Source organism: Arthrobacter terrae (genome assembly GCF_015708085.1).
GTDB classification, from domain to species: domain Bacteria; phylum Actinomycetota; class Actinomycetes; order Actinomycetales; family Micrococcaceae; genus Arthrobacter_M; species Arthrobacter_M terrae.
The window spans coordinates 21,610-48,315 of the sequence record NZ_JADNYM010000002.1 but is presented as its reverse complement, the minus strand read 5'-3'; the positions used below and the strand labels follow the sequence as shown (position 1 = coordinate 48,315).

Annotated in this window: 25 protein-coding genes; 14 read left to right on the top strand and 11 right to left on the bottom strand. The window is 64.0% G+C overall.

Annotated elements, in window-relative coordinates:
• Positions 1 to 487: 487 nt before the first annotated feature.
• Complete coding sequence (locus IV500_RS01445; protein ID WP_196395056.1) at positions 488 to 1,186, top strand: SDR family NAD(P)-dependent oxidoreductase; 699 nt, start codon at positions 488 to 490, stop codon at positions 1,184 to 1,186.
• Between the two features lie 33 nt (positions 1,187 to 1,219).
• On the opposite strand, the gene IV500_RS01440 is transcribed toward IV500_RS01445, so the two are convergent.
• Positions 1,220 to 1,402 carry a hypothetical protein gene (locus IV500_RS01440; protein ID WP_196395055.1) on the bottom strand — a complete coding sequence of 61 codons (183 nt, stop codon included), beginning with the start codon at positions 1,400 to 1,402 and terminating at the stop codon, positions 1,220 to 1,222.
• Between the two features lie 324 nt (positions 1,403 to 1,726).
• Entirely contained in the window at positions 1,727 to 2,179 is a 453-nt protein-coding gene (locus IV500_RS01435; protein ID WP_196395196.1) for an Lrp/AsnC family transcriptional regulator, read from the bottom strand.
• A 204-nt stretch (positions 2,180 to 2,383) separates the two neighbouring features.
• On the opposite strand from IV500_RS01435, the gene pdhA reads away from it, so the two are divergent.
• The 5 genes from pdhA (at position 2,384) to IV500_RS01410 (ending at position 8,260) form a co-directional block, all read left to right on the top strand.
• Positions 2,384 to 3,508, top strand: a complete 1,125-nt coding sequence (gene pdhA / locus IV500_RS01430) for a pyruvate dehydrogenase (acetyl-transferring) E1 component subunit alpha (RefSeq protein ID WP_196395054.1) — start codon at positions 2,384 to 2,386, stop codon at positions 3,506 to 3,508.
• Positions 3,505 to 4,620 carry an alpha-ketoacid dehydrogenase subunit beta gene (locus tag IV500_RS01425; protein ID WP_196395053.1) on the top strand — a complete coding sequence of 372 codons (1,116 nt, stop codon included), beginning with the start codon at positions 3,505 to 3,507 and terminating at the stop codon, positions 4,618 to 4,620. The genes pdhA and IV500_RS01425 overlap by 4 nt, the downstream gene beginning before the upstream one ends.
• Positions 4,617 to 6,053 (top strand): dihydrolipoamide acetyltransferase family protein, encoded by a 1,437-nt coding sequence (locus tag IV500_RS01420; protein WP_196395052.1) that lies wholly within the window; start codon positions 4,617 to 4,619, stop codon positions 6,051 to 6,053. Before IV500_RS01425 ends, IV500_RS01420 begins: the two co-directional genes overlap by 4 nt.
• A gap of 68 nt (positions 6,054 to 6,121) precedes the next feature.
• A complete protein-coding gene (locus tag IV500_RS01415; protein ID WP_196395051.1) occupies positions 6,122 to 6,961 on the top strand; it encodes an MBL fold metallo-hydrolase in 840 nt (279 codons plus the stop codon).
• 63 nt (positions 6,962 to 7,024) lie between these two features.
• Positions 7,025 to 8,260: an MFS transporter gene (locus tag IV500_RS01410; RefSeq protein ID WP_196395050.1), complete on the top strand. Its 1,236-nt coding sequence runs from the start codon at positions 7,025 to 7,027 to the stop codon at positions 8,258 to 8,260.
• Here IV500_RS01410 and IV500_RS01405 read toward each other — a convergent pair.
• Positions 8,257 to 9,177: a phosphatase PAP2 family protein gene (locus IV500_RS01405; protein ID WP_196395049.1), complete on the bottom strand. Its 921-nt coding sequence runs from the start codon at positions 9,175 to 9,177 to the stop codon at positions 8,257 to 8,259. The genes IV500_RS01410 and IV500_RS01405 overlap by 4 nt on opposite strands.
• Positions 9,178 to 9,297: 120 nt before the next feature.
• Between IV500_RS01405 and IV500_RS01400 the strand changes: the two genes are divergently transcribed.
• Both IV500_RS01400 and menD read left to right on the top strand, forming a co-directional pair.
• Positions 9,298 to 10,299 carry an o-succinylbenzoate synthase gene (locus IV500_RS01400; protein WP_196395048.1) on the top strand — a complete coding sequence of 334 codons (1,002 nt, stop codon included), beginning with the start codon at positions 9,298 to 9,300 and terminating at the stop codon, positions 10,297 to 10,299.
• A 93-nt stretch (positions 10,300 to 10,392) separates the two neighbouring features.
• A complete protein-coding gene (gene menD / locus IV500_RS01395) occupies positions 10,393 to 12,162 on the top strand; it encodes a 2-succinyl-5-enolpyruvyl-6-hydroxy-3-cyclohexene-1-carboxylic-acid synthase (RefSeq protein ID WP_196395047.1) in 1,770 nt (589 codons plus the stop codon).
• A 21-nt stretch (positions 12,163 to 12,183) separates the two neighbouring features.
• Here menD and IV500_RS01390 read toward each other — a convergent pair whose 3' ends face one another.
• From IV500_RS01390 to IV500_RS01375, 4 genes are all read right to left on the bottom strand, one after another.
• Positions 12,184 to 13,011, bottom strand: coding sequence for an amino acid ABC transporter ATP-binding protein (locus IV500_RS01390; RefSeq protein ID WP_281063955.1), 828 nt, complete (start codon positions 13,009 to 13,011; stop codon positions 12,184 to 12,186).
• Positions 13,008 to 13,964, bottom strand: coding sequence for an amino acid ABC transporter permease (locus IV500_RS01385; RefSeq protein WP_196395046.1), 957 nt, complete (start codon positions 13,962 to 13,964; stop codon positions 13,008 to 13,010). The genes IV500_RS01390 and IV500_RS01385 overlap by 4 nt, the downstream gene beginning before the upstream one ends.
• Positions 13,965 to 14,002: 38 nt before the next feature.
• The gene (locus IV500_RS01380; protein ID WP_196395045.1) at positions 14,003 to 14,941 is read right to left on the bottom strand and encodes an ABC transporter substrate-binding protein; all 939 of its coding nucleotides are present in this window, start codon (positions 14,939 to 14,941) and stop codon (positions 14,003 to 14,005) included.
• A gap of 194 nt (positions 14,942 to 15,135) precedes the next feature.
• Entirely contained in the window at positions 15,136 to 16,545 is a 1,410-nt protein-coding gene (locus IV500_RS01375; protein WP_196395044.1) for an isochorismate synthase, read from the bottom strand.
• Positions 16,546 to 16,631: 86 nt separating this feature from the next.
• On the opposite strand from IV500_RS01375, the gene IV500_RS01370 reads away from it, so the two are divergent.
• From IV500_RS01370 to IV500_RS01360, 3 genes are all read left to right on the top strand, one after another.
• The gene (locus IV500_RS01370; RefSeq protein ID WP_196395043.1) at positions 16,632 to 17,441 is read left to right on the top strand and encodes a demethylmenaquinone methyltransferase; all 810 of its coding nucleotides are present in this window, start codon (positions 16,632 to 16,634) and stop codon (positions 17,439 to 17,441) included.
• Positions 17,438 to 18,712, top strand: a complete 1,275-nt coding sequence (locus IV500_RS01365) for a geranylgeranyl reductase family protein (RefSeq protein ID WP_196395042.1) — start codon at positions 17,438 to 17,440, stop codon at positions 18,710 to 18,712. The genes IV500_RS01370 and IV500_RS01365 overlap by 4 nt, the downstream gene beginning before the upstream one ends.
• 70 nt (positions 18,713 to 18,782) lie before the next feature.
• Positions 18,783 to 19,883 carry a polyprenyl synthetase family protein gene (locus tag IV500_RS01360; RefSeq protein ID WP_196395041.1) on the top strand — a complete coding sequence of 367 codons (1,101 nt, stop codon included), beginning with the start codon at positions 18,783 to 18,785 and terminating at the stop codon, positions 19,881 to 19,883.
• A gap of 27 nt (positions 19,884 to 19,910) precedes the next feature.
• Here IV500_RS01360 and IV500_RS01355 read toward each other — a convergent pair whose 3' ends face one another.
• From IV500_RS01355 to IV500_RS01345, 3 genes are all read right to left on the bottom strand, one after another.
• On the bottom strand, positions 19,911 to 21,911 hold the full coding sequence (locus tag IV500_RS01355) for an acyltransferase family protein (protein WP_196395040.1): 2,001 nt from the start codon (positions 21,909 to 21,911) through the stop codon (positions 19,911 to 19,913).
• Between the two features lie 191 nt (positions 21,912 to 22,102).
• Positions 22,103 to 22,549, bottom strand: a complete 447-nt coding sequence (locus IV500_RS01350) for a hypothetical protein (protein ID WP_196395039.1) — start codon at positions 22,547 to 22,549, stop codon at positions 22,103 to 22,105.
• Positions 22,530 to 22,853: a TRIC cation channel family protein gene (locus IV500_RS01345; RefSeq protein ID WP_312875784.1), complete on the bottom strand. Its 324-nt coding sequence runs from the start codon at positions 22,851 to 22,853 to the stop codon at positions 22,530 to 22,532. Before IV500_RS01345 ends, IV500_RS01350 begins: the two co-directional genes overlap by 20 nt.
• A gap of 80 nt (positions 22,854 to 22,933) precedes the next feature.
• On the opposite strand from IV500_RS01345, the gene IV500_RS01340 reads away from it, so the two are divergent.
• The 3 genes from IV500_RS01340 to IV500_RS01330 are packed head-to-tail and all read left to right on the top strand — an operon-like array spanning position 22,934 to position 25,949.
• Positions 22,934 to 23,884 (top strand): ABC transporter ATP-binding protein, encoded by a 951-nt coding sequence (locus tag IV500_RS01340; RefSeq protein ID WP_196395038.1) that lies wholly within the window; start codon positions 22,934 to 22,936, stop codon positions 23,882 to 23,884.
• Positions 23,885 to 23,886: 2 nt separating this feature from the next.
• The gene (locus IV500_RS01335) at positions 23,887 to 25,203 is read left to right on the top strand and encodes an ABC transporter permease (RefSeq protein ID WP_196395037.1); all 1,317 of its coding nucleotides are present in this window, start codon (positions 23,887 to 23,889) and stop codon (positions 25,201 to 25,203) included.
• Positions 25,200 to 25,949, top strand: a complete 750-nt coding sequence (locus tag IV500_RS01330) for a sirohydrochlorin chelatase (protein ID WP_312875783.1) — start codon at positions 25,200 to 25,202, stop codon at positions 25,947 to 25,949. Before IV500_RS01335 ends, IV500_RS01330 begins: the two co-directional genes overlap by 4 nt.
• Here the strand turns inward: IV500_RS01330 and IV500_RS01325 are convergent.
• Positions 25,946 to 26,617, bottom strand: a complete 672-nt coding sequence (locus IV500_RS01325; RefSeq protein ID WP_196395036.1) for a class I SAM-dependent methyltransferase — start codon at positions 26,615 to 26,617, stop codon at positions 25,946 to 25,948. The genes IV500_RS01330 and IV500_RS01325 overlap by 4 nt on opposite strands.
• Positions 26,618 to 26,706 lie beyond the last annotated feature (89 nt).

The following is a 26,706-nucleotide window of genomic DNA, read 5'->3' as shown; positions in this document are numbered from 1 at the left end:
ACGCGTGTGTTGGAGTCAGTGGCGGGTTCGCCGGGGTGCGGTTCAGGGCCTGGATCTTTTCAGGAGTAGCTTGTGAAAAGTAAATATCCCACGCAACGAAAGCTCGGTGGCCGGTAAACAGTGGGTCGGGGATTGTCGCTGGAAGCCATCCAGAGTCTGTCCGTAGCGGGAACCTTGACCGGGATAGTTTCGCGGTTTCATGGCCGCGGCAACACGATCTGGCTCGGGGGACCGTTGTAAGAGATGCGTTTGGTCGTGCTCACAGGGTGCGTGTCGGACAAATACCGCGTGTAGGAGACTGTCGGTGGCGGCCGTCAGTACCCAGTTGCCAGATGGCCGGGTCGGCAAAATTCAGCGTCGGAGTGGCTGCGGGCGAAGGCGTGATACTTTCAGAGAGTTGACGCCAGGGCCTGATGCCGCCGTGTACCAGCCCTGGCAGCCCCCGCGCGGAGGCTGTGTCGGAATCGGCCGTCAGTTGACGCCCGACATGATGAATTCATCGGAGGCAGTGGAGTTGAGCAAACCAGTCATAGCAATCGTCGGAGCAGGCGCTGGAGTAAGTGCCGGCATAGCTCGAAAATTTGGCGGGAACGGCTTTGTCGTGGTCCTGTTGGCTAGGACCCGGGCGTCGCTGGACCGCCAGGTTGCCGAACTGGAGGTCCGGGGTGTCGATGCGCACGGGCTGGTTGCCGACGCCTCGGAAAAGGGGAGCCTGGCGGAAGCATTCGCCCTGCTGGAGGAGAACTTCGGGGTCCCGGAGGTTCTGGTCTACAACGCTGGCGCCAACACGATCAGCAATCCGTCCGTCCTGGCCGAAGAGGACCTAATCAGCGACTTCACCGTGAACGTTGTGGGTGCGTTGAGCTGCTCACGGCTGGTCATTCCGCAGATGGCCGAGCGGGGATCAGGCACCATTCTGTTCACCGGCGGCATGCTTGGCCTAAAGCCCGTTGCTTCGAGGACCTCCGCCTCCATTTCAAAGGCAGGCCTGCGGAACCTGGCGTTCACGCTGTCCGATGAGCTGGCCCCACTGGGTCTTAGAGTCGGCACCGTCACCATAGGAGGCGTAGTGAAGCCGGGGACCTTCTTCGACCCGGATCTGATTGCGCAGTCCTACTGGGAACTTTTCACCGGCGCACGCCATGGGGAAATTCTGTACCAGCCGGCCCCGGAATCTGCCCACTAATATCCGCAAGCCCTGCCGAAACCGCGGAACGGGCTACCTGCTGACGCTTCCGGCACGCCCAGCAGCAGACCTGCCGCAGCGCGCGGGGAAGCCGGCCTCGACGGGTTCGCTTCGGAATGCCGTACCGATCATCGGCAATCGCTGCGTGCTGAAACCGTCCACTGCGGCCGCCACGTTATAGCTCCACGACGTCCGGGCGAAGTTTTCACCCGGCATCAAGTCCTCCTCCGCGGGAGGCGAACTAGGGTAACGGCTCAACCGGGCACGGCAACCGCTGCCTGGCACGCACCCTGGGAGAGGCAGCGGTCGGAACACACACTCACGTCCGGCAGCTCGAAGCCCTCGGCTACACCGTAACCCTCACCCCCGCAGCCTGAGGCACGCAACAGCTTCACTCAACCACCACCGGCGCAGACCCATCCCGCGGGACGTATCCCCACACGCCACCCAGCCAACCCCACCTCTATTTCCGGATTAGCGGCGTAGGGCAGACAGGAGTACCACGGGCAGGTTTGCCTGCTACTCGACCCGGGCCGTGGGTCAGCGGGTGTCGACGTCCTCGAAGATCAGGAACGTTTGGGTGTCCAGCACACCGGGCATCGACTGCAGCTGATCAAAGATCACGCGCCGCAGGTCCACATTGTCCACGGCCCGGACCAGCAGGATTACGTCGAAGTCTCCGCCGACCAGCGCGATGTGGTGGATTTCTTCAATAGCTCGCAGCTTTTCCTTCAGCTCGCGCCAGGAATGCTGCCGGACCTTCAACGTCACGTAGGCGGAGGAACGCAGACCCGCTTTGATGGGATCCACCAGGGCGGTGAATTTGGTCAGCACGCCGGTATCGGTAAGCCGGGAAATTCTCGAGTAGGCGTGGGCCCGTGAGATGTGGACGTTATCCGCGACGGCGGTCACAGACATTCGTCCATCGCGGGTGAGTTCGGCAATGATTCTGCGATCCACGTCATCCAACGGTGCAGTGCTCGGATCGGGCATGGTCAGCTCCCGGGTCGCGTATCTAAGGGCCTGGCGGAGGATGGCAAAACGAAAGGTAATCTGTCTCACGTATGCATTTCGTCTCTCATACTAGCTTTTCCATCGGAGAATTTCCAGAATTATTCTGGTTACAGCATACGAAACGTCCATAAAGTGCATACTTGAAGCTCAAAGCATCCACCATGGATCAAGGATGATGAGGCCATGAATCAATTGTCAACGCCGGCGCTAACTCAAGAGCAGATGCTGCCGTCGCAGCAGCCTGTGCGGCTGATCGACGAAAGCGGTACTGCCGCCGTCGGCCGGACGTATAAGGAGAACTATCCGCTCCCCGCGGAGCAGACGCTGCTGCGCGGATACGCTCAGCTGGTGACGGGCCGCCGCATTAATGACCAGGCCTCGGCGCTGGTGCGGCAGGGTCGCATGGCTGTCTACCCCTCCTCGCATGGCCAGGAGGCCTGCCAGGTGGCCGCGGCGATGTGCCTGGCAGACGGTGACTGGTTGTTCCCTACGTACCGGGACACCGTTGCGGTAATGGCACGCGGCGTCGATCCGGTGCAGGTGATGGAACTGCTGCGCGGCAGTTGGCACAGCGGTTATGACCCCTACGAACATAACGTGGCCACACAGTCCACGCCGCTGGCCACCCAACTGCTGCACGCGGTGGGTGTCGCGCACGCGGCCAAGCTCAAGGGACAGGACACCGTCGTCGTCGCACTGTGCGGAGACGGCGCCAGCAGCGAAGGCGACTTTCATGAGGCGCTTAACTTTGCCGCGGTGTTCCACGTTCCGGTCGTGTTTTTTGTGCAGAACAACGAGTACGCCATTTCCGTGCCGCTGAGCCAGCAGAGCGTGGCGCCGTCACTGGCGCATAAGGCCATCGGCTACGGAATGCCCGGTGAGCGGGTGGACGGCAACGATCTGGCGGCGCTGCTTGCCGTGCTCGGGAACGCCGTGCAGCGTGCCCGCTCGGGTGGCGGTCCGTCCCTGGTGGAGGCGCATACCTACCGGATGCAGTCCCATACCAATGCCGACGACGCCAGCCGCTACCGTACCGCGGATGAGGTAAGCGCGTGGGAGCCACGTGATCCGCTGCTGCGCCTGCGGACGTACCTGCTCGGGGCGAATCTGCTCACGGAAGCCGATGAAGGGCGGATCGCGGCCGAGGCCGAATCAGTGGCCAAGGTGCTCCGCGATGGACTGAATGCGGACGTTTCCGTGGACCCGCAGGACCTGTTCCGGTTTGTCTACAGTGAGCCCACACCCCAGCTGCTGGAACAGGCACAGCTGCTGGGCGAAGAACTCAGCCGCGAAGGAGCCACGTCATGACCGCAATATCAGCAAGGCCGACGGCGGCGGATCCGTCAGTGCAGACGCCACCGGCAACGGCAGAGTCGCCTGCTGCGGCAACGGCAGGCCCTGCAGCAGGCAAGCAGCAGTCCTTAACGTTTGCGAAGGCGCTCACGCTGGCAATGGCCGATTCGATGGCGGCCGATGACGCCGTCGTCGTCTTTGGTGAGGACGTAGGTGTGCTTGGCGGCGTTTTCCGGATTACCGAAGGTCTGAATAAGCGCTTTGGCCAAGAGCGCTGTTTTGACACACCGCTGGCCGAATCCGGCATTGTGGGCATGGCCGTGGGGATGGCCATGAACGGGATGAAGCCGGTGGTGGAGATGCAGTTCGATGCTTTCGCGTACCCCGCCTTCGAACAGGTTGTCAGTCATGTCGCAAAAATGGCCAACCGCACCAAGGGCAAGGTGCGGCTGCCGATGGTTATCCGCATCCCGTACGCGGGTGGGATCGGCGGTGTGGAGCACCATTGTGATTCCTCGGAGGCGTACTACGTCCACACCCCCGGGCTGACAGTACTGGCGCCTTCGACGGCGGTGGATGCCTATCTCATGCTCCGGGATGCGATCAGAAGCCCGGATCCAGTGGTTTTCCTTGAGCCGAAGAAGCTGTATTTTGCCAAGGAGGACGTGGATATAGACGCCCTTCGGGCAGCGTACGAATCGACGGCACAGGCTACGTCCATTGGCCGGGCCGTGATTGCCAGGGAGGGAACGGATGCAACGCTGATCGCTTATGGGCCATCTGTGCCGACGGCTCTGGCCGCTGCCGAGGCGGCCGCCGCGGAGGGAAGATCCCTGCAGGTCATCGATGTGCGCTCGCTTGTGCCGTTCGACGATGAAACGGTCTGCGCCGCGGTCCGCCGGACCGGGCGGGCCGTGGTAATTGCCGAAGCCCCCGGATTTGCCTCCGTAGCCGCCGAGATCGTTGCAAGGGTGCAGGAGCGTTGTTTCCATTCACTCGCCGCCCCGGTGCGGCGCGTGACCGGATTCGACATTCCGTATCCGGCGCCGAAGCTTGAGCAGCATTATCTGCCCGGGGTGGACCGCATCCTGGATGTCGTCGATGAACTTCAGTGGGAGGACCAGTGAGTCTTCAGGTATTTTTGCTGCCCGATCTCGGTGAAGGTCTAACCGAGGCGGAGTTGGTTAACTGGCTGGTCCGGGTGGGAGATGAGGTCGCCGTGGACCAGCCGATCGCAGAGGTTGAAACGGCCAAATCAGTCGTTGAGGTGCCGTCGCCCTTTGCCGGTCAGGTGGCGGTGCTGCACGGCGAAGCGGGACAGACGATGGATGTGGGCAAGCCGCTGATATCGGTTCAGTCAGCGATGACTGAACCGGTGGAGACCGGTGGCTCAAAGGGGTCCGGAAATGTCCTGATCGGCTATGGCACCTCCGGCCACGGAGCCGGCGGCCGGACGCGACCGCGCAAGAAGTCAGCGGTGGGGCAAGCGAGTTCTGCCAGTGCAGCGGCAACCGGCCCCGTCGCGGTCTCCCCTGCGTCTGCGGCGGTCTCCACTGCGTCTGCGCCGGTCTCCGTCGCCTCTGCGGCGGTCCCCGTCGCGCCGTCGGCGGTTTCCGTCAATCACCGCAGCCCGCTGGTGATTTCACCGCTGGTCCGCAAGCTGGCCCGCGACGGCGGTCTTCTGCTGCATTCCATTGCGGGTTCCGGGCCGCAGGGCCTGATCCTGCGCCGCGATGTCGAAGCCGCGCTGGCAGGACAATCCAGTGCAGGCAGTGCAGGCAGTGCAGGCAGTGCAGGCAGTGCAGGCGATGCAGGCAGTGCAGGCAGTGCGGAGCAGCGTGATGCACGAACTGGCCTGACCATCCGCAGCCGCACCGCGCTGAAGGGGCTGCGGAAGACGGTTGCGGAAAACCTGAGCCGGAGCCGCAGTGAAATCCCCGAAGCCACCGTATGGGTGGACGTCGACGCCACGGCGCTGGTGGAACTGCGCAGCAGCCTCAAGCAACGGAATCCGGACAACACCCCTGGCCTGCTGGCCTTCATTGCGCGTTTCGTCACCGCAGGTTTGGCGAGATATCCGGAACTCAATTCCCGGATTGAGGGCACTGCAGTAGGACAGCAGATCGTCACCCTCGACGGCATTAATCTGGGTTTCGCGGCCCAGACCGAGCGGGGTCTAATGGTCCCGTCGGTCGAGCACGCGGAAAAGCTCAGTGCCAGGGAACTTGACGTGGAGATCCGCCGGCTGACCACCGTTGCCCGTGCAGGAAAGGCGACGCCGGCTGAGCTGTCCCGCGGCACCTTTACGCTCAATAACTACGGTGTCTTCGGTGTGGACGGATCGGCTGCCATCATTAACTACCCCGAATCCGCGATCCTCGGCATTGGCCGGATCATCGACAAGCCCTGGGTGGTGGACGGCGCACTGGCCGTTCGTAAGCTCACCGAGCTTACGCTGGTCTTTGACCATCGGGTGTGCGACGGCGGCACGGCAGGCGGGTTCCTGCGCTATGTTGCGGATGCGATTGAGAATCCGGGATCTGTCCTGGCGGACATGTAGGGCCGAAATTGTCGCGCCGCTGGAATAGGGTGGGCTAAAGAAAGATAGCGCAAAAAACGGGGAGATCCATGGCGCAGCGGCGGGATGTCGGTACAGGAAACTATGTGCTCGGTACGGCAGGGGCTCTGCTTAACACCGGGCTGGTGATCGGGCGGGACCGGGCATTGGTGATTGACACCGGCTGCGGGCCCCGGCAGGCAGCGGAAATTTTGGCAGCAGTCCGCGAGGTGACTGATCTGCCACTGACAGTGGTGAACACCCACGCGCATTACGACCACTTCTTCGGCAATGCCGTGTTCGCAGCGGATGGAGTCACGGAATTTTGGGCGCATGAAAACGCCGCACGGGAGATCGCGGAATCCTCCGAGTCCCAGCGTGCGCTGCTGCGCCCTGCCGGATCCCCCGGACCTGACGCAGAGACGGCAGAGCCGGAAATGGCGGCCGCGGAGGGCTCGTACGTGAAGATTGTGCTGCCTACCGCGACGGTCAAGGATCAGCCGGTACTCATTGATCTGGGTGGCCGTGCCGCAACATTGTTCTATCTGGGACGGGGCCATACCGACGGTGACCTTCTGGTTGGGGCGCAGAGCGCACTTTTTGCCGGTGATCTGGTGGAACAGGGGGCCCATCCGTCCTTTGAAGACTCCTATCCGGCGGACTGGGCCAACACGCTGCGGCAGCTGTCGGCACTGCGGGGCCGCTACGAATTCCTGGTCCCTGGACACGGACTTCCGGTCAGCGACGATTTTGTCAAGGTGATGGCAGGCACCATGGCAACAGCGGTCCGGCAGGCCAGGCAGGCCAGCCGCGAGATGCCGGACCTGGCCACCAAAGCCATCCCTATTCTGCCCTACGGGCCGGATCAATCCAGATGGTTCATTAAACGACTGCAGGAAACCAGTGCGTAATCAGCCGGTGGCGGAACCGGGCCACGGAATTGGGTGCGGGTACGGGGGGCCTAAAATGGGCGGGTGAGCGAAAACGATAGCGCAGACAGACTGAATCTGCGCAGGATCGCCATCCCCGCCTTCGGGCCTTCGCTCCTTTTCGGCCTCGGTGAGGGCGCAATTCTCCCCGTCATTGCCCTGAGCTCCCGTTCCCTGGGTACCTCGGTAGCGGCGGCGGCCTTGATCGTGACCTTGCTGGGCATCGGGTCCCTGCTCAGCAACATCCCCGCATCCTTGCTGACCGCGAGATACGGTGAGCGACGGGCAATTATTGCGGCGGCCGCGCTGAGCATGATCGCCATGGTGTGCTGCGCGAAGGCCCCGAACATCTGGGTGTTCTCCGCCGGGATTTTACTGATTGGCGCCGCATCAGCCGTTTTTAACCTAGCCCGGCAGAGCTATCTCACCGAGGCCGTTCCGGTGCAGTTCCGGGCCCGGGCCTTGTCCACCCTCGGCGGGGTCATGCGGATTGGTGTGTTTGCCGGGCCCTTCGCTGGTGCGCTGGCGATCGGGGTGCTGGGCCTGCCAGGAGCCTATTGGGTGGGCGCCGTGGCAGTGGTGGCCGCTGGAGCCGTCGCCTGGACGCTTCCTGACCTTGTTGTGCACCCGGAAGCTGAATCTCCCGGCCCCGTCGCAGCGCGTCCCGCAGGCGTCCGTTCGCTGTTAGTGAGCCATCGGCGAATATTTCTGACCGTGGGGCTGGGCGTCCTGCTGGTGAGCGCCGTCCGTGCCTCGCGCCAGGCTGTCATCCCGCTGTGGTCGGAGAATCTGGGCCTTGACGCCGCAACGACCTCCTTGATTTACGGGCTGTCCGGGGCCATTGACATGCTTGTCTTTTATCCGGCGGGAAAGGTCATGGACCGCAAAGGCAGGACCTGGGTGGCGGTCCCGTCGATGGTCCTGATGGGCCTTGCTCTGCTGCTCATGCCGCTTACGGTTGGCGCCGGATCGCTGCTGCTGGTGTCCTTGCTGATCGGTTTCGGCAATGGAATAGGATCCGGGATGATCATGACCTTAGGTGCAGACTATTCACCCTCTCCTGGCCGGGCACAGTTTCTGGGCATCTGGCGTTTCCTCTCCGATGTGGGCAGCTCGGGTGGGCCGGCCCTGCTGGCCGGGCTGACGGCAATCGCCACGCTCGCTGTCGGTATTGCGGCCACGGGGATTCTCGGCATGGTCGCGGCAACGGCACTCTGGTACTGGATTCCCCGCAACATCCCGCCTGGCGGTTCCGCAATGCGGCGGCAGATCAGGTCTTAGGTCTTAGGCCTGCGCGAACGCCGCCTTCGGCGGGCTTCCATCCCGAACAGGAGAGTCCCGGCCACGGTCAGCAGGTAACCGGTGATCACAATCAGGGCCACACCGGTCCAGAAATAATCCGTGATGCTGACCTTGCTCCCGCCGGCCGGTGTAAGTTCCCGCAGCACCAGGACGGCCACGGCTGCAGCCAGCACCCCCGCGAGCACTGACAGGAACGGCCAGAGCCGGGAGGCAGCCCAGTGTTCGCCGTAGCCGTCCCAGACGTTCCAGCTCGAGCCCGTGCGCATGATCACCAACCCGGCCAGCGCTGTCCAGCCGGCGACGACCAAAAAGGCGGTGATCACATCCGCGGGCCGGTGCCACTGGTTGATCAGGGTTGCGACGCCGGCAAACACGGCATAGCTGCCCCCGAAAAATGCCACCGCTGGGCGCCACCGCGGCGATACCACCAAAAAGACGGCCGCGGCCGAAGAAGCCGCCAAAGTGCTGTGCCCCGACGGCAGCGAATTCAGCCCCAGCGTCAGCACCCCACGGTCCGGACGGTCCGGCAGCGATGACTTAATCAGCTGCGTGCACAGGTTAGCCGCGATCATGGCGGCCACCGCGACCCCGGCGGACAGCCAGCGGCGCCGGGCCAGCGTCACGAAAAGCACAACGACGGCCGCGATCACCACCGAGATCACCGGGAGGGCATCCAGGAATGTGGCGCTCGGAGTCCCGATTCTGGCTTGGGCCCGGGCGGCCTCGTCCAGCGCGGATTCATCAATGTATTGTCCGGTGGTGGTGCGGACGTAGAACAGGTAGGTGGCGATGCCGGCCACGACCGAGATCGCAGCCGCGAGCCAAAAATAGACGGGGTGCTGTGCCGCCTGCGGGGCCTGCCGTTTCTTCCTGGCGGTCGGGGAGCTCGATCTCATCCCCTATAGGCTCCCACACATTCATTGAAGCAAGCTGTGCAGGCTCTTCTTCGGCACGGGTAGGCACCGGTTACTTGCCCGGGGACATTCCGGATGGAAACCAGAAGCTAAAGTGGATGAATGCTCCCCTTGCCCGATCTAGACGAGCTCATTGCGGCAAGCCATGTGGTGATACTGCCCATGCGGGTCAGGTTCCGCGGCATCATGTCGCGGGAGATGGTGCTCCTGAACGGACCCAGCGGCTGGTCTGAGTTTTCCCCCTTTACCGAGTACGACGACGCTGAATCGGCGCGCTGGCTGGCTGCGGCCATCGAAGCTGGCTGGGAGGGCTTCCCCGAACCGCGGCGCGCCCTGATTCCGGTCAACGCAACGGTTCCTGCCGTGCCTGCCGTCCGCGTCCCGGAGATACTCGCCTCGTTTGATACCACCGTGGCCGTCAAGGTCAAGGTAGCGGAGCCCGGGCAAACACTGGACGACGACGTTGCCCGGGTTGGCGCCGTCCGTGCGGCCTTGCCCGCCGCGGCCATCCGGGTCGATGCCAACGGCGGTTGGTCCGTAGATGAGGCCGTCCACGCCTTGACGCGACTGGCCGATTTCGGGCTGGAATATGCCGAGCAGCCGGTACCGGACATTGCCGCGCTGGCAGCCGTCCGGCGGACGTTGGCGGCGCGCCGGGTCCCGGTACTGATTGCTGCCGATGAAAGTGTGCGTAAGGAAACAGACCCGCTGGCCGTCGCCCGCGCCGGTGCGGCGGACCTGATCATAGTTAAAGTCGCTCCGCTGCGCGGAGTCCGGCGCGCACTGGAAATCGTCGCAGCGGCCGGCCTGCCCGCGGTAGTGAGTTCCGCGTTGGATAGCTCGGTGGGCATTAGGGCCGGGGTGGCGCTGGCCGCCGCGCTGCCCGAGTTGCCGTATGCCTGCGGGTTGGGGACGGTGTCCTTGTTCGAAGCGGACGTAGTGCACGATCCGCTGATTGCTTCCGAGGGACATATTGCCGTTCGGGACGTGGCCCCGGAGCCGGATTTGCTTGAGCGGTACGCACTCTCCGGGCAGCGCCGTTCCTGGTGGCTGGACCGCCTGCGGCGAAGCTATGCCGTGCTGGCTGCAGAGGCCCGGGTCTAATTATTTACGGATCGACTGCGCCGCAAATGCACGATACGGCGCTCAAAGGGGCATTTGCGGCACAGGCGATGGTAAAGGAAGGGATGAGGTTAGATGGGTGGTGTGACTTCTCCTAACTCAATGGATGCGGCCCGGCTCGCGGTTCGGGCCCTGGTGACAGGGGGAGTGCGCCAAGTGGTGCTGGCGCCGGGCTCCCGCAGCGCGCCGATGTCCTACGCGCTGGCCGAGGCGGAAGCGGCGGGCCTGCTCCGGCTGCATGTGCGCATTGATGAGCGGGTGGCCGGGTTCACCGCGCTGGGTCTGGCGCTGGGCAGCGATGGCCCGGCGGCAGTGCTGACCACGTCTGGGACAGCGGTGGGGAATCTGCTGCCCGCCGTGATGGAAGCCAACCATGCCGCGGTTGCGCTGCTGGTGCTCTCCGCGGATCGTCCGGAGGAGCTGCGGGGGACAGGGGCCAACCAGACCACTCTTCAGCTCGATCTCTTCGGCGAGCATGTACGTTTCGCCGCCGATGTTGGCGCCGGAACGGATCCGACGGCGGCAATCGGCACGGCGTTGAGCGCGGCCCAGGGCAGGCTTCCGGGCACGCCGGCGGGACCGGTGCAGCTCAATCTGGCCTTCCGCGATCCATTGACCCCTGCATTGGACGGCAGCGACTGGGAGCAGCCGCAATACCGGACGCCCGCGGAGCTGGGGGCCGGCAGCGGTCCGGCGGAGGGGAACGAAGACTGGCTCTCGGCAGCTAATGCCGCGGCGGCACCACCGGCAGCGGTTAGGACCGGCGCCCAGCGACGGACCGTCGTGATCGCCGGACATGCTGCGGGTCCATCCGCGGAGTATTTTGCCCGCAGCCTGGGTCTGCCGCTGCTGGCGGAGCCGTCGTCGAACGCCCGCTTCGGACCGAACGCGGTGGGGCCATACCGGCTGCTGCTGGGGCACTTTGGGGCGGATTCGGCGGAGCCCATCGATCGCGTGGTGGTCTTTGGCCGGCCCACGCTCTCCAGACCGGTGGCCGCGCTGCTGGCCCGCACTGACATTGAGCGGGCACTGTACCTGCCCCGGCCGGCGGCTTGGTTTGAACCGGGGCGCCGCACCGAACTGGTACTTACAGCATGGGACGACCTGCTCGAATTCGCCGGCCAGGGTCCCACCGGCTGGCTGGAGTCCTGGAGGATTGCCGCTCTGGGTGCTGAAGCGGCGTTGGAGGAAGTGCTCGCCGGGCCGGGACCTTCGGCCGGGGTGCCGCCGCTGACCGGATTGCATGTAGCGCGGGCGGTGTGGAAACAGACGCAGGGCAACCTGGTGCTGGGCTCGTCCAATCCCATCCGGGACGTGGATCTGGCAGGGAGACCGCGGCCGAAGTCGGTCCAGGTCTTTGCCAACCGGGGCCTGGCAGGGATCGATGGCACAATTTCTACCGGTACTGGAATTGCGCTCGCCGGTGGAGTGCCGACCCGGATTCTGCTGGGCGATCTGACCTTCCTGCACGATGCCGGGGCGCTGCTGCTGGGTACCGGTGAGGCCGAACCGGATCTGCAGCTGGTGGTGCTTAACGATGGCGGGGGAGGGATTTTCAGCACCCTGGAGCACGGCGTTCTGGCCGGCCGCACGGACTACGCCGCCGCCGTCGAACGCCTCTTTGGCACGCCGCACACAGCCGATCTTGCGGCCCTTGCAGCCGGCTACGGCGTCACGCATCGGAGCATCAGCACGACGGCGGAACTGACCGCGGCGCTGGCCGAACCGGTTCGCGGGCGCTCCCTGCTGGAGGTGCGGGCGGACCGGTCCGGACTGCGCGTGCTGCACGAAAACCTCGCACGGGTGGTGACGCTGAAAGTGGCGCCGATCCTGCCGCGAAACTGACCGGCGAGGCAGGCCCCGGAGCTAGAGCACCCGGCTGAGGAACTCCTGGGTGCGGGCATGCTGAGGGTTCGCAATCAACTCGCGCGGATCCCCGCTTTCCACCACAACGCCGGCGTCCATGAAGGTCAGCGTGTCTCCCACCTCGCGGGCAAAACCGATCTCGTGCGTGACCACGATCATGGTCATACCGGACTTTGCCAGATCCTTCATTACATTGAGCACATCCCCCACCAGCTCCGGATCCAGGGCTGAGGTGGGCTCGTCAAAGAGCATCAGCTCAGGTTCCATCGCCAGTGCGCGGGCAATGGCAACCCGTTGCTGCTGGCCGCCGGAGAGCTGCGCCGGGTAGTGATTGGCATGGTCCGCCAGCCCCACGCGGTCCAGCAGCTCCATGGCCTTGGTACGCGCGGACGTTTTACTGACCCTTTTGACCTGTGTGGGCGCCTCGATGATGTTCTGCAGGGCGGTCCGGTGCGGGAAGAGGTTGAACCGCTGGAAAACCATGCCGATGTCCCGGCGCTGGACGGCAACCTGCTTGGGCGTCAGGTCATGCAGCTGGCCCTTAACTTCCCTAAAACCGATCAGGTCCTCGCGCACGTAGATGCGGCCGGCGCTGATGGTCTCGAGCATGTTGATACAGCGCAGCAGGGTTGATTTACCGGAGCCGGAGGGCCCGATGATGACGGAAACCTCGCCCTGACGGACCGTCATGTCGATGCCGCAGAGCACGTGATGGCTGCCGAAGAACTTATGCACGTCCTGGATCCGGACCAGCGGGTCGCCGGCCGCGGAATCCGCCTGGGTCCCGGCCGGGTGCGGAGCGGTGATGTCATTGATCGGCGTACTCATACGTGGCCACCTTCTTCCGTCGCTGCTGCCGCTTCCGGCGTTGTGTGGGCAGCTGTCACTGCCTGCGTGGCTTTCACGGGAGCGGGCACCAGATTGTCCACACCCTTCCCATAGTGGCGTTCAATGAAGTGCTGGCCCACCATGAGCACGCTGGTGATCACCAGGTACCAGATGGCCGCCACGATCAGCAGCGGGATGGGCAGGTAAATCCGGTTGGCAATGGAACTGGTCACGAACGTCAGATCCAAGGTGAACGGTACCGCGAGCACCAGCGACGTGGTCTTGAGCATGCCGATGGTCTCGTTGCCGGTGGGCGGGACAATCACGCGCATGGCCTGGGGCAAAATGATCCGCCACATGATTTTGGATCTGCGCATTCCCAGCGCCTCTGCTGCTTCCATCTGCCCGGCATCCACCGACTTCAGACCGGCACGGAAGATTTCCGCCAGGTAGGCGGACTCATTGAGCCCCAGGCCCAGCATAGCGGCCAGGAAAGGCTGAATGAGGTCCTGGGTGTTGAAGCTGAAGAGCTCCGGTCCCCACGGGACGCCGGCGGCAATCTTTGGATACAGCACCGCGACGAGGCCCCAGAAAACCAGCTGCGTGTAGACGGGAGTCCCACGGAAGAACCAGACCCAGACCCAGCTGATGTACCGGAACAGCGGGTTGTCCGACTGCCGCATGAACGCCAGGATGATGGCCAGCACAGTGGCCAGCACCATGGACAGCACCGTCAACAGCAGGGTCCAGCCGATGCCCTGAATGACCAGCACATCCATCAGGTACGTTCCCACGGTGTCCCAATGGAAGTTCTGGTTGGTCACGAGGGACTGCACCAGCAGGAACACGAAAAGCGCGATGATGACGACGCCGACCCATCGGCCCGGGTGCCGCACCGGGACTGCTTTGATCAGGTCCGGGCCCCCGGTGCGGCTGCTCGCTGATGCAGTCATGCCGTTTTTCCTTGTTCCGGTGCTGGGTGCCGAGCGGCTCAACTGCCCACCGTCGGATTTACCTCGGCCTTGGTCAATGCGCCCTTGCTATTGTTCCAGCCGTCCAGAATCTTTTTGTAGTCGCCATCGTCGATGAGCTTGTTCATGACCTTGCCGATCAAATCCGCGAAGGCAGTATCAGATTTGGCGATGGCGATTCCCTGCGGGGCGGCGTCGTAGACGTCTCCGAGCGTTTCCAGCTTGTCGCCGGTCTGGGAGAGTGCGTAACCGATGATGGGGGAATCGGCGGACATCGCATCGATGCTGCCGTTAACCAGGCGGGTGGTGACATCGGTCTGGTTTTTCAGCGTGACGATGGTGATCGCGGGCTTGCCCTCATCGGTGCACTTTTTGGAACGTCCCGAAACGTCCGGGTCCTCCTCCACCGTGCCGGTCTGGACCCCGACCGTCTTGCCGCAGATGTCATCGAGGGAGATGTTCTTGGGGTTGCCCTTCTGGACGGCCCACAGCACGCCGGCGTTGAAGTAGCTGACAAAATTCACGGCCTGCGAGCGCTCGGGGGTGATCGTGAAGGAGGACATGCCCAGATCGTACTTGGCACCGAGCGCGGGCAGGATGCTGGTGAACTCCGCGGTCTGCACCTTCACCGGCATCCCAAGGGTCGCCCCGATTGCCTTGGCGAGATCGACGTCGTAGCCCTGCGGTGTCTGGCCGTCCGAGCCGCCCAGGAACTCCGCGGGAGCATAGGAGGTATCCGAACCAACGGTCAGTGTGCCCTTGCTCTTGATTGCGGCGGGGACCGCAGCTGCCAGGGCGTCGTCCTTCTTGACGGCGGAGGGGTCAAAGCTCGCAGCGCCGGAGGAATTGGCGGGAGCCCCGGCGTTGGTCTGCGAGGCGGTGGTGCAGCCGGTGAGCGCTAGAGCTGCCACGGCGGCAACCGTGAGGATTTTGGCGGACAGTTTGGGGGAGAACGGCATCGATTTACCCTTTGTTTCTGAGGCTGGAAGGAGTTATCCGTCTTATAGTGTATAGCCGAAAGAGATATGCATCACAGTAAACAACGTTTTACTATCAGACAACCTTAGTGGGCGAAAGGCAAGCGGGCGACGCGCGCGGGAACCGGGACCCCGGATCCCGCGCCGGGAATCGCGCGGGCCGTCGGGAGGAGCGTTTAGGCGCGCAGGCCCAACGCCTGCAGCATCGGACGGAATTTAGCCCAGGTCTCGGCGAGTTCAGCTTCCGGATCCGACGCGGCCACGATGCCGCAACCGGCATACAGCCGCGCCGTCGTCGGATTTTCCAGAACCGCACCGCGCAGGGCAATGCCCCACTCGCCGTTGCCGGAACCGTCCAGCCAGCCCACCGGTCCGGCGTAGGGACCGCGGTCAAGCCCCTCCAGCTCGCGGATCAGCGCCCCCGCTTCGCTGCGCGGCGTTCCGCAAACGGCGGCAGTAGGATGCAGCGCCTCCACCAGCGCCAGCGAGGTGGGGAGATGGCCATCCACGTCCGCCAGTTCCGCGTTGACGTCGGAGGCCAGATGCCAGACGTTGGGCAGCTCCAGGATGAAGGGCTCCGGCGGGAAGAAGAGGTCGACGGCGAAGGGGGCCAATTGGCGGGTCAGTGACCGGACGGCGAAATCGTGTTCCTGCCGCTGCTTTATCGATCCGGCCAGCACCTCGCGGGCAAACCCGGCGGCATCCTCCGGCGCGTCCTCGCGGTCCAGCGTGCCCGCCAGCACCCGCGCCTGCGCGGTGCGTCCCTCTACTTTGATGAGGATTTCCGGGGTGGCTCCGACCAGCCCTTCCACCCCGTACGTCCAGCATTCGCTGTAGCGCTCCGTCAGCGCCTGCAAAATGGCGGGGCGGGAGACGGGCTCTGCGAAGGTGGCGACGATGTCCCGTGCCAGCACCACTTTTTCCAGCGCTCCGGATTCGATCGCGCTGACTCCGGCTGCGACGGCGGCCAGCCAATCCTGCTCGCTGAGGGCTCCGCTGGAGACCACTGCTTCCGGCGGCTCGGTATTTGCCTCTTCAGGGCTCAACGGCTCAGGGCTCAACGGCTCAGGGCTCAACGGCTCAGGACTCAACGGCCCGGGACTGCCCGGCTGTGGCCGGGCGGCGCTGTCAATCAGCAGGCCAAGGGCGGCGTGCGCGCCGGCGGCTGTGAGCGGGCCGCCGTCGAGCGTCATCTGCGTCAACCAGACGAGCCCGGCGCGGAAGCCGACCACCAGAGCGGGGATAATCAACCGGGACTCAAAGGACGAAGTTTTGGAGAAGGCGAAGGAGCCGAAGGCCACCGGGCCGGTACCGGGAAGTCGGACGGAATCCTGGGCGTGTGAGCTGGACAACAGCGCTTTCCACCATTGCTCAGCATCGGCAAAACGCTCCGGTCCGGTTCCGCTGAAGCGCGTCAACTCTCCGAAGGCCACCAGGCCCTCGCCGCGGCGGATCCAGCACAACGCGCCGTCAATGCACAACAGGTCGCTCAGCCCGTACTGTTCCGACTTTTGCCTCAGGTGCCCGGAGATGGTGAAAAAGGACAGATCGAGCGGCACGGTGAGGGCGGTCAGGGACGCAGTCATGATGATTTAACACTACTCCGCAGTAGCCCTGTGGCAGCACGGGCGCAAAATACCCGTGCGCGGGCGATCTTTGAGATAATGATGGGGTGAACCGAGCATCGTTGGAGAAGCGTCCGGAAGAAGTTGCCGCAATGTTTGACGACGTTGCGCCCAAGTATGACGTCGTTAATGACGTGCTGTCGATGGGACAGACCCGCCGGTGGCGGCGGATCGTGGTGGGCGCCGTCGATGCCAAACCAGGCCAGCGGGTACTGGATGTGGCCGCTGGAACCGGCACGTCGAGTGAGCCGTATGCCGATGCCGGGATCGCCGTGGTGGCCTGCGATTTCTCGGTGGGCATGCTCAAAGTAGGCAAGCGCCGGCGCCCGGACATCGACTTCATTGCCGGGGACGCCACTAACCTGCCGTTCGCGGACAATTCCTTCGATGCCACCACAATTTCCTTCGGGCTGCGCAACGTCAGCGCGCCGCACCAGGCGCTGGCGGAAATGCTCCGGGTCACCAAGCCCGGCGGCAGACTGGTTATTGCGGAATTTTCCTCGCCCACCGTGGCCCTCTGGCGGACCATGTACACCGAGTACCTGATGCGCGCGCTGCCGGCCATCGCCACCAAGGTTTCCTCCAACCCGGTGGCCTACGTATATCTCGCGGAGTCCATCCGGGCCTGGCCGGATCAGGATCATCTCGCACAGTGGCTGCGGGACGTTGGCTGGCAGGAGGTGGCTTACCGTAACCTCAGCGGCGGCATTGTGGCCGTGCACCGCGCGGTTAAGCCCGGACGTGGGGACCGCGGCGGCGTGGGCCCGGTGGCAAAGACGCATCGCACCAAGCCGTCCGGAACTGCAGGACCAGCCGGTGCTGTCAAGCCGTCCGGTACCGGACCAACCGCTAAGTGAAGGTCCTGATTGTCGGGGCAGGCCCGGCCGGGTCCACCGCCGCCTATTATCTGGCCCGGGCGGGTATTGCGGTCACGGTGTTGGAGAAGACCGCTTTTCCGCGCGAGAAGGTCTGTGGCGATGGTCTCACGCCCCGGGCCGTGCGCGAGATTCAGCTGCTGGATTTGCCGCACAGCGAGGCCGAGGGCTGGCGGCGGAACAAGGGCCTGCGGCTGATCGCGGGCGGACGGACTGTCGAGGTTCCATGGCCCGAACTCAGTGACTTCCCGCAGTATGGTTTGATCCGGACGCGGCTCGGTTTTGATGAATCGCTGGCCCGGCATGCGCAGGCTGCGGGAGCCGTCGTCCTTGAACGCCACAGCGTCACCACCGCGCGCAGGGACGCCGGCGGCCGTGTCATCGGTGTCACTGCGGCGCTGCTGGACGGGGCGGGGCGCAAAACCGGGGCCACCGAGGATTTTGCGGCCGATGTGGTGCTTGCAGCGGACGGGAATTCCACCCGGACTGCCGTCTCGCTGGGACTGCATAAGCGTGATGACCGGCCGCTGGGCGTGGCCGTGCGGACCTATTTCACCAGCCCGCGGACGGACGATGACTGGATGGAAGGCTGGCTGGAGCTGCCCGACAAGGCCGGGAATCCGCTGCCCGGCTACGGCTGGGTCTTCGGCGTGGGCGACGGTACCTCCAACGTTGGCCTGGGAATCCTGAATTCGTCCCGGGAATTCGGCAAGCTGGATTACAAGCAGGTGCTGCGGGACTGGACGGCGGCCATGCCGGCGCAGTGGGGCTTCAACCCGGACAACCAGATGGGTGAAATCCGGGGTGCGGCCCTGCCGATGGGGTTCAACCGCACCCCGCATTATTCGCCAGGACTGCTGCTGCTCGGCGATGCCGGCGGCATGGTGAGCCCCTTTAATGGCGAAGGTATCTCCTACGCTATGGAATCCGCGCGGTACGCGGCAGAGGTCATTGAAACCGCTGACCGCACCAATTCACTGCTGGCCCGGGACCATGTGCTCTCCGGCTACAGCGGGTATGTACGGCAGCAATGGGGCAGCCACTTCACCCTGGGCCGGATGTTCGCGACGCTGATAGGCCGGCCCAAGGTGATGAAGCTGGCGCTGCGGACCGGGATGCCCATCCCCGTTCTGATGCGCTTTGTCGTGCGGATGCTGGCCAATTTGACGGACAGCGGCGGCAAGAGCTTTGAGGATAGAGTGATTCATCTGCTCGAAAAGCTGGTCCCGGCCACGGACAATCAGCTCGCCTGACCGTTGGGGACGCCGCGCCCGCGGCAACGGGACGGCACATTCGCCCCCTTACGAAAGCTAGTGTTAAGCAGTGACTACTTCCGCAGACTCCGGCTGGACCCACGCCGGCCATGGCCGTCCCGAATCCGATGAACCGGAGCCGACCACGATGGGCATCGCCACGGGTCTGCAATTGCCCAAAGGGTTTGCCTCCATTGCCGCCGATGCCGACCTTGGGCCCGCCATTTCGATGTCGCTGGCGAAGGTGGAGAAACAGCTGCATATTGCCATCGCCAACTCGGATCCGCTCGCCGATGCCACCACCAGGCACCTGATGGAGGCCGGCGGCAAGCGCATCCGGCCGTTGTTGACGCTGCTGGCAGCCCAGTTGGGGGACGCCAGCCGCCCGGAGGTCATCCAAGCCGCCGTCGTCGTCGAGCTTACCCACCTGGCCACGCTGTATCACGACGACGTCATGGACTCAGCGCCGTACCGCCGCGGTGCCCCCACAGCGCACGAGGTGTGGGGGAACACTGTTGCCATCTTGACCGGCGACCTGATTTTTGCCCGCGCATCCATTCTGGTTTCGGAGCTGGGTGCACAGGCACTGGGGATCCAGGCGCGGACTTTTGAGCGTCTCTGCCTGGGTCAGTTGCATGAGACTGTTGGCCCGCGTCCGGATCAGGATCCGGTGGAACACTACCTGTCCGTGATCGCGGACAAGACCGGTTCCCTGGTCGCAGCCTCCGGTCAGCTGGGTGCGATTTTTGCCGGTGTCCAGGAGCCAATCCAGCGGGTACTGGTGGAATACGGCGAGAAGGCAGGCGTTGCCTTCCAGCTGGCCGACGACGTCATTGACGTCACTGGTTTGAAGCAGGTGTCGGGGAAGTCGCCGGGAACGGATCTGCGCGAGGGTGTGTCGACCCTGCCGGTTTTGCTGCTGCGCAAAGCGGCCGCGACCGATCCGTCTGCCGCTGAGGTGCTGGCCCTCGTGGAGGGGGATTTGACCAGCGATGATGCTCTGGCCCGGGCGGTGGCGGCCTTGCAAGCCCATGCCGTGACCGCCGAATCCTGGGCAATTGCCCGGCAGTGGGCTGAGGCGGCGGTGGACGCGCTGGCGCCGATTCCGGATGGTGTGGTGAAGTCCGCGCTGGTCGGGTTTGCCCGGGCAATCGTCGACCGTTCCGCCTGATTCTGTGCCGCAGCGGCAGCCGTTGTCCTAGTAGTCGTCGACGATCGTATAGTCCGCCGGTACGGCGCCGCCCGTGCGCACGGCGAGGTCATGAAAGGCCTTCTTGATCGTGTCCGCGTAAAGGTGTGCGCCGAAAATTCCGGGATGAATTTGATCCGGCTGAAGAAGGTCAGGCCGCTGGCTGATCGCCTTGTTCCAGTCGGCAATGATGACGTTTCGGCGCCCCTTTACGGCGTTTGTGAGGGCGTCGTTCGCGTTCGGGACCCACGAACTGGCCCCATAGAGATTCACGAGCACTACCATACGGTCCGGACCGAGCATGTCCAGTGCCTTGGAGACCACCGTTTGGTCAACGCCGGCGTTCGTGCCGAAGTGCACGATAACCGCCCGGCGCATACTGTCGTTGGCGAGTCTGGCGCCGATGGCTGCGACCCCGTCGGGCCACTGCCTGTTGGAGGCAGCGTCGAACGCCATGCCGGGGAACCTGTCACGGAGTCCGTCCGCGCTGGTCACCACCAGCGAATCCCCGATCGCGATGACCTCATCGCCGTTGGGGTAAGCCATCGGGGTGCCGGACGGGGTTGCCGCAGCCGGCGCGTTGCCGGCGCCCGGCGCCGGTGCCGACGGCGCGGCTGCGGGTTTGTCCGTCGGTTTGTCCGCCGTGGCTGAAGCGGCGGCCGAGGGCACCAGTGTTGGCGGTGTCGCAGCCGAGACAATCGACTGGTTGCGTTCCAGCGCGGTCTGCACCTGTGACTTTGCCGGGGCGGTGAGGATGCCCGCGATTGCCAGCAGTGCCAGCGTGGCTCCGAGCCCAGCGGTCAGCTTTGCCCCGTTGACCTTCATACCGCCGCGGGCTACCGCGCCGGACGCAGCCGCCCAGGTTGCGCGGAAGCCTTGCCTGCGCACGGGCTCCTCCAGGTACCGGAAGGAGAGAGCGGACACCAGCACGGTCAGCGCCAGCGCGAGGATCCGGATGATCCACCACCCCGGTGTGCCTATCGCCTGCGGGGCCACGGCATCGGAGATGACCAGGGCGGGCCAGTGCCACAGATAAATGCCGTAGGAGCGCTGACCTACCCACGTCAGCGCAGGAAAATTAAGCATGGTCTGGAGCGGGCCCGTTCCCTCCAACAGGGTCAGGATCAGCACCGCGGTCAATACGCAGGCCAACAGGATCCCGCCTCGGTATGCGAACGGTGAAGCCGCATCCACGATGAACATGCAGCCGATCAGCAGGGCAAGGGCACCCAGGCCGATGAACTTGCGGCGGTGCCGCCAGTTGGGACGGCTCAGGTCCATCCCGGTTCCGCCGGACCAAGCGAAGGCCAGGGCAACGCCGATCAGCAGGCCGAAGGCGTGCGTGTCGGTGCCGTAGTACACGCGGGTGGCATCCGTGCCGGGCACATACAGGATGGCCATCAAGAGGGCGGATGCAAGAGCGCAGCCAGCGGCAACGCCCAAGCGTCTCACGCGGCTGCGCACGCACCGCATGAGCAGCAGAAAACCGAACGGCCACAGGAGGTAGAACTGCTCTTCCACCGCCAGAGACCAGAAGTTAACGAACAGTTGCGGTGCCGTATGCGCGAAGTAACTGGAGCCGGCGGCGATTTCAAGCCAGTTGTTCGAGAACGTCATGGCACCGAGCGTCTGGCGGCCGATACCGACCAGCAGGTCCTTGCCGATGAGGAATCCGAGCGCTGTGCTGACCAGGATGACCACGAGCAGGGCCGGAAGCAGGCGGCGCGCCCGGCGTAGCCAGAACTGACCGAGGGAGATCACGCCGGTACTACGGACCTCACGCAGCAGCAGCGTGGTGATGAGGAAGCCGGAGACAACAAAAAACACGTCGACTCCAAGGAAACCGCCGGGCAGCAGACCGGCGTACAAATGGTAGACAAGCACCGCAAGCACCGCAATGGCACGCAGTCCGTCCAAGCCATTAATCCGCCCGATTATCGGCCGACTGTATTCCTCAACGGCCATCTGCGCAGTTACCCCGCGTTTCATGGCCCGTTCCTCCATGCTCATTGTGCGCCCCATCCTCGCAACCGCCATGTCGTGGAACCGGCAGTATTGTCGAACCGACAGTATTGTTGAACCACCAGTATTGTGGAACCACCAGTGTCGGCTGTGTCCAAGGCTAGACGGAGCCTGTGACTAAATCAGGTAGCGACTCGGGCCATGCCCAAAGGTTGTTCACGGCCCGGGAACAGAACGGATCAGTCGTCCACATCCATATCCACGTCGTCGTCGTCCTCCGAGAAGACCCAGTCGAACATATCGAAGACGAACTCGCTGAACGTACCGTCCTCGCTGGTCCAGGCCCCCGTGGCGTTGTTGCGCCGCCAGATAATCGGATCGGGGACGGCCAGCTGCTCCGCGCGGAAGCCCCAGGTGAACTCCTCGTCCTCATCCTCGAGAAATAACAGGTAGCCGTCCTCGATCTGAAGTTCCTCAGGATCCCAGAAATAGTAGTACGCCTCCATCAGATCCTCGCAGCCGCCGACGGCATGCAGGAATTCGCGCAGCACCTGTGGGACCGTGATGTTGTGACCGGCCAGCAGCTCATCGAGCTCGGCCAGCGGGATTCCATCGGCCTCCAGCCACGGCTCGTCGAGATATTTCGCTACCAACGCACGGAAATTGTTAAGGAACATGTCGCTCATACTTAGGCTCCGAGTCAGTGGGGATCTGATTCACAATCCTAGCCGCGAATGGCTCCCGCCCGATTCCAGCGTGTGGCCAGCGGGGCGTGCCAGCCAAAGTCCACGCCAAAATCCGAAAGACAAAAACCGCGACGGCGGCAGCACTGCCGGTGAACAGATTCAGCGAACCGGTGCTAAAGAGCACGGTGGTCAGCCCCGCGCCGAGGAAGGCTGGAATCCCGGGCAGGTCCTTTGAATCGAGGAGTTGGGGCACCTCGTTGGCCGTAATATCGCGCAGCAGCCCGCCGCCCACTGCAGTCGTCACGCCGGGCAGCAGCGATCCGACGATCGGTGCGGCTGGCGGTCGGGAGCAAAGGAAACGTCGAATTAGTTAGGCTGGGCGTTATGACCTCTGCCACAGCCACGGCCGCGCCCTTGGTGCACATAGAAGACTTCCGGATGGACTTCGGCGATCAAACCGTGATCCAGGACCTGTCCTTTGACGTCCATGAAGGCGAAACATTCGGCCTTTTGGGCAGCAACGGCTCGGGTAAGACGACGACGATCCGTGCGCTGCTGGGGATCTACCGGCCGACCGCGGGCACGCTGCACATTGGCGGGAAGGTGTTCAGCGACAGTTATGGCTCCCGACTGGGGTACCTGCCGGAGGAGCGCGGGCTGTACAAGAAGGAGGCCGTGCTGGACGTCATGGTGTACTTCGGCAGGCTCAAGGGGCTCAGCACCCAGGCCGCCAGGGACTTCTCGCTGGCGTATTTGGAGCGGGTGGATCTGGCGGACAAGGCCAAGGCCCGTGTAGACAAGCTCTCCGGCGGCCAGCAGCAAAAGATCCAGCTGGGAGTCACCATCATGAATGATCCCCAGCTGCTGATCCTTGACGAACCTACGAAGGGTTTTGATCCGGTCAACCGGCGGCTGCTGATGGACATCATTGAGGACAGTAAGAGGGCAGGGGCGACGGTGGTGATGGTGACGCACCAGATGGAAGAAGTGGAACGGCTCTGCGACAGAATCGTCCTGCTCAAAGACGGCCGGGCAGAGGCCTACGGCAGCATCGACGAGGTCCAGAACCAGTACGGTGGACGCACCATTCGGCTGCGCTACTCCGGTGCCGTCCCGCCGTCGGACCTTTATGACGTGCTGCTGCAGGAAACCAACTATGCCGAACTCGCCCTGCACGACGGCGTCGACGAGGCCGAGGTGCTCAAGGAACTAGTGGCCGCCGGCGTCACCGTCAGGGGATTCATTGCCGCCAAGCGTTCCCTGGAGGACATTTTCATTCAGGTTTATGGGGATCAGAACCAAGCACCCACGCCAGTGAATGCCGGGGGGCGCTGACCATGACACGGCACAACCTCGGCACCGTCGTCTCCTTCGAGTTTCTCCGCACCGTGAAGAAACGTCGCTTTTGGATCGCAACCTTGGCCATACCCATAGTTCTGGGCATTGTGTTCGGGCTGGTCTATCTCAGCAACTCCACCACGAGCAGCTCGGCAGACGCGCAGAAGAACGAAAATCTCGCCTTCAGCTATACGGACAATTCGAATCTCGTCAGTGCGCAGCTTGCGGCCGGTTTTGGCGGGAAGCCTGCGACGGATCCCGCTGCCGCTATCGACGCTGTCAAGGAGGGAACACTGGATGCCTATTTCGCGTACCCGGCGGATCCCACCAAGGACGTCACTGCCGTTTACGGCAAGGACAAGGGCATTTTCAACAACGGTGCCTATGACGCCGTGGCGAAGCAGCTGATGGTGCTCTCCGCGCAGGAAAAGGTTGGCTCGGCGCAACTGAGTGCGCTGGTGCAGGGCAATTTCGAGACTGACTCCAAGACGTACAAGGACGGCGCTGAATCCGGCGGACTTGGGACGGTGGTGCCGCCACTGCTTTTCCTGGTGATTTTTTATGTCACCATTATTTTGCTTGCCAATCAGATGCTCGCCTCCACCTTGGAGGAAAAAGAAAACCGGGTCACGGAAATGATCCTGACCACGTTGAATCCGACCACGCTGGTTGTCGGCAAAGTGATTTCGTTGTTCATGGTGGGTTTGCTGCAGATGCTGGTGTTCAGCACGCCAATGGTGGTGGGCTACCTGTTTTTCCGGAACAAACTCAATTTCCCGGATTTCGATCTCTCGCATCTGATCCTGCAGCCTGGCCCCTTGCTGGTGGGCGCGCTGTTGTTGATCAGCGGTTTCATCCTGTTCACCGGGGTGCTGGTGGCTATCGGCGCGGTCATGCCTTCGGCCAAGGAAGCGGGCACGGTCTTTGGGCCGATCATGGCGCTGATCTTCATCCCGTTCTACATCGTGACGCTGGTTGTGAGCGATCCCCAGGCGCTGATTGTGCAGATCTTCACCTATTTCCCGCTGTCCGCCCCGGTCACCGCGATGCTGCGAAATGCCTTCGGTTCGATGAGTCCGGTGGAGTCGGGCACCGTCATTGTGGAGTTGTTTGCGCTCGGCTTCCTGGCGCTGCGGCTCGCCGTGTACCTCTTCCGCTACGGCTCTATTGAATATTCCCGCAAGCTGTCGCTGAAAACCGTGCTGGGCACGGGCCGGAAGCCAGCGGTACGTGCGGATGCGTCTGCGGTTGCAGCTGCGGCGCAAGCGGCTCCAGCTGACGTTCGACGGCGGACCCGCCAGCGGGCGGGTCGGTGAACGTTACGCCGCCGCTGACCTCAGCACTGCAGCCGGTTCTCATCGCCTGCGCGCATGGAACGCGCAGCCCCGAGGGCCAGCGGTGCATCGACGCCCTTCGGGCGGAAATCGCGGCCCAGCGTCCGGGGTTGAGGGTGCTTGAGGCGTACGTGGATGTGCAGGAACCAGCCCTGCCCGACGTCGTCGCCGCGCTGCCCGCCGGGACGCGCGCCGTCGTCGTGCCACTGCTGCTGTCCGTCGGATTTCACCTGCGGGTGGACATCGCACAAGCCGTTACCGGCCGGGAAGAACTGACCGCAGCAGGTCCACTGGGGCCGGATCCGCGGCTGGCGCAGCTGCTTTATGACCGGCTACCGGATGTGCCTGGAGGCCATGACGGCGGGACAGCCGGCGGGATTGTGCTGGCTGCCGCAGGGTCCTCGGATCCAGCCGCAGCGCTGAGCGTGGAATCGGTTGCGGATGCACTGCGGCAGCTGACACCTCGTGCGGTCCTGGCCGGCTACGGGGCCGGCGCGGACCCGACCGTGGCCGCCGCTGTCACGGGGCTGCGGGCACAAGGCTCCAGCAGCGTAGCCATCGCCTGCTATCTGCTGGCTCCCGGATTCTTCCACGATCAGCTTGCCGGTGCAGGAGCTGACTGCGTGGCTGCACCGCTGCTGCCCACCGGGACGGCCGTTCTGGCCCGGATCGCGTTGGAAAGGTTCGACCACGCGGCGCAGTCTGCACTCGGCACCCCGCAGGGTTAGTCTTTGACCGCGTGCAGCAGCGTATCTATCGCGCTCTGTCCGTTGTCCCCGGGACTTTCCGGATCCGTGGCAGGATTCCGGGTCAGCTGCCGCGCGGCAAGGATGCGCAGGCCATCCGCGGCCGCGCGGAGCATATCAGGGGTATACAGTACCGCCGGATCCTGCGGGCCGCCCGTGCCGCCGGTGAGATTGTCCCGGTCATGGCCAATCACCACCAACGTCCCGCCTGGAGCGAGCCAGCGCGAAGCCCGCGTGATCACCTCAGCGATGGCTTGCTCAGCCAGCTGCAGATAGGTCATCGTGATCAGATCGTACGCCCGCGCAGCGTTCCAACGGGTGACATCGGCCAGCTGCCAGTCAATGCTGCCGGTCCGCTGGGCGCCGGCGCCCGTGTCACGGGTACGGGCAACGGCAAGCCCCGCCGCGGAAAAGTCGACTGCGGTGACCTGCCAGCCGCGTTCCGCCAGCCAGATTCCGTTCCGGCCATCCCCGGTGGCCAGGTCAAGGGCAGTGCCCGGTGCCAGTGGGGTCACGATCTGTGCAAGGGCGGCGTGAGGCTGCGCGGACCAAAGACCCTCTCCGTCGCGTGCTGCACTATACCGCTCGTCCCAACTCTGCGCGTCCATGGTTGTCCTTTCGAGGCGGCGTACCGCGGGTTCCTTCGACATCGCTGCCGGGGCTTCCTTAAGTGTCGGCCACCGGTTGTCGTCCCGGCAACGTGACGCAATATTTCCGCACGTGACTTTGCATTTCGCCT

Bases quoted from the DNA above. Each gene is read 5' to 3' on its own strand.
- IV500_RS01340 (WP_196395038.1), top strand. From the start codon at position 22,934: ATGACCTCTGCCACAGCCACGGCCGCGCCCTTGGTGCACATAGAAGAC.
- IV500_RS01380 (WP_196395045.1), bottom strand. From the start codon at position 14,941: ATGCCGTTCTCCCCCAAACTGTCCGCCAAAATCCTCACGGTTGCCGCC.
- IV500_RS01390 (WP_281063955.1), bottom strand. From the start codon at position 13,011: ATGAGTACGCCGATCAATGACATCACCGCTCCGCACCCGGCCGGGACC.
- IV500_RS01445 (WP_196395056.1), top strand. From the start codon at position 488: ATGATGAATTCATCGGAGGCAGTGGAGTTGAGCAAACCAGTCATAGCA.
- IV500_RS01325 (WP_196395036.1), bottom strand. From the start codon at position 26,617: ATGTCGAAGGAACCCGCGGTACGCCGCCTCGAAAGGACAACCATGGAC.
- menD (WP_196395047.1), top strand. From the start codon at position 10,393: ATGGGTGGTGTGACTTCTCCTAACTCAATGGATGCGGCCCGGCTCGCG.
- IV500_RS01415 (WP_196395051.1), top strand. From the start codon at position 6,122: ATGGCGCAGCGGCGGGATGTCGGTACAGGAAACTATGTGCTCGGTACG.
- IV500_RS01355 (WP_196395040.1), bottom strand. From the start codon at position 21,911: ATGAGCATGGAGGAACGGGCCATGAAACGCGGGGTAACTGCGCAGATG.
- IV500_RS01375 (WP_196395044.1), bottom strand. From the start codon at position 16,545: ATGACTGCGTCCCTGACCGCCCTCACCGTGCCGCTCGATCTGTCCTTT.
- IV500_RS01335 (WP_196395037.1), top strand. From the start codon at position 23,887: ATGACACGGCACAACCTCGGCACCGTCGTCTCCTTCGAGTTTCTCCGC.
- IV500_RS01435 (WP_196395196.1), bottom strand. From the start codon at position 2,179: ATGCCCGATCCGAGCACTGCACCGTTGGATGACGTGGATCGCAGAATC.
- IV500_RS01405 (WP_196395049.1), bottom strand. From the start codon at position 9,177: ATGAGATCGAGCTCCCCGACCGCCAGGAAGAAACGGCAGGCCCCGCAG.
- IV500_RS01385 (WP_196395046.1), bottom strand. From the start codon at position 13,964: ATGACTGCATCAGCGAGCAGCCGCACCGGGGGCCCGGACCTGATCAAA.
- IV500_RS01350 (WP_196395039.1), bottom strand. From the start codon at position 22,549: ATGAGCGACATGTTCCTTAACAATTTCCGTGCGTTGGTAGCGAAATAT.
- IV500_RS01440 (WP_196395055.1), bottom strand. From the start codon at position 1,402: ATGCCGGGTGAAAACTTCGCCCGGACGTCGTGGAGCTATAACGTGGCG.
- pdhA (WP_196395054.1), top strand. From the start codon at position 2,384: ATGAATCAATTGTCAACGCCGGCGCTAACTCAAGAGCAGATGCTGCCG.
- IV500_RS01400 (WP_196395048.1), top strand. From the start codon at position 9,298: ATGCTCCCCTTGCCCGATCTAGACGAGCTCATTGCGGCAAGCCATGTG.
- IV500_RS01425 (WP_196395053.1), top strand. From the start codon at position 3,505: ATGACCGCAATATCAGCAAGGCCGACGGCGGCGGATCCGTCAGTGCAG.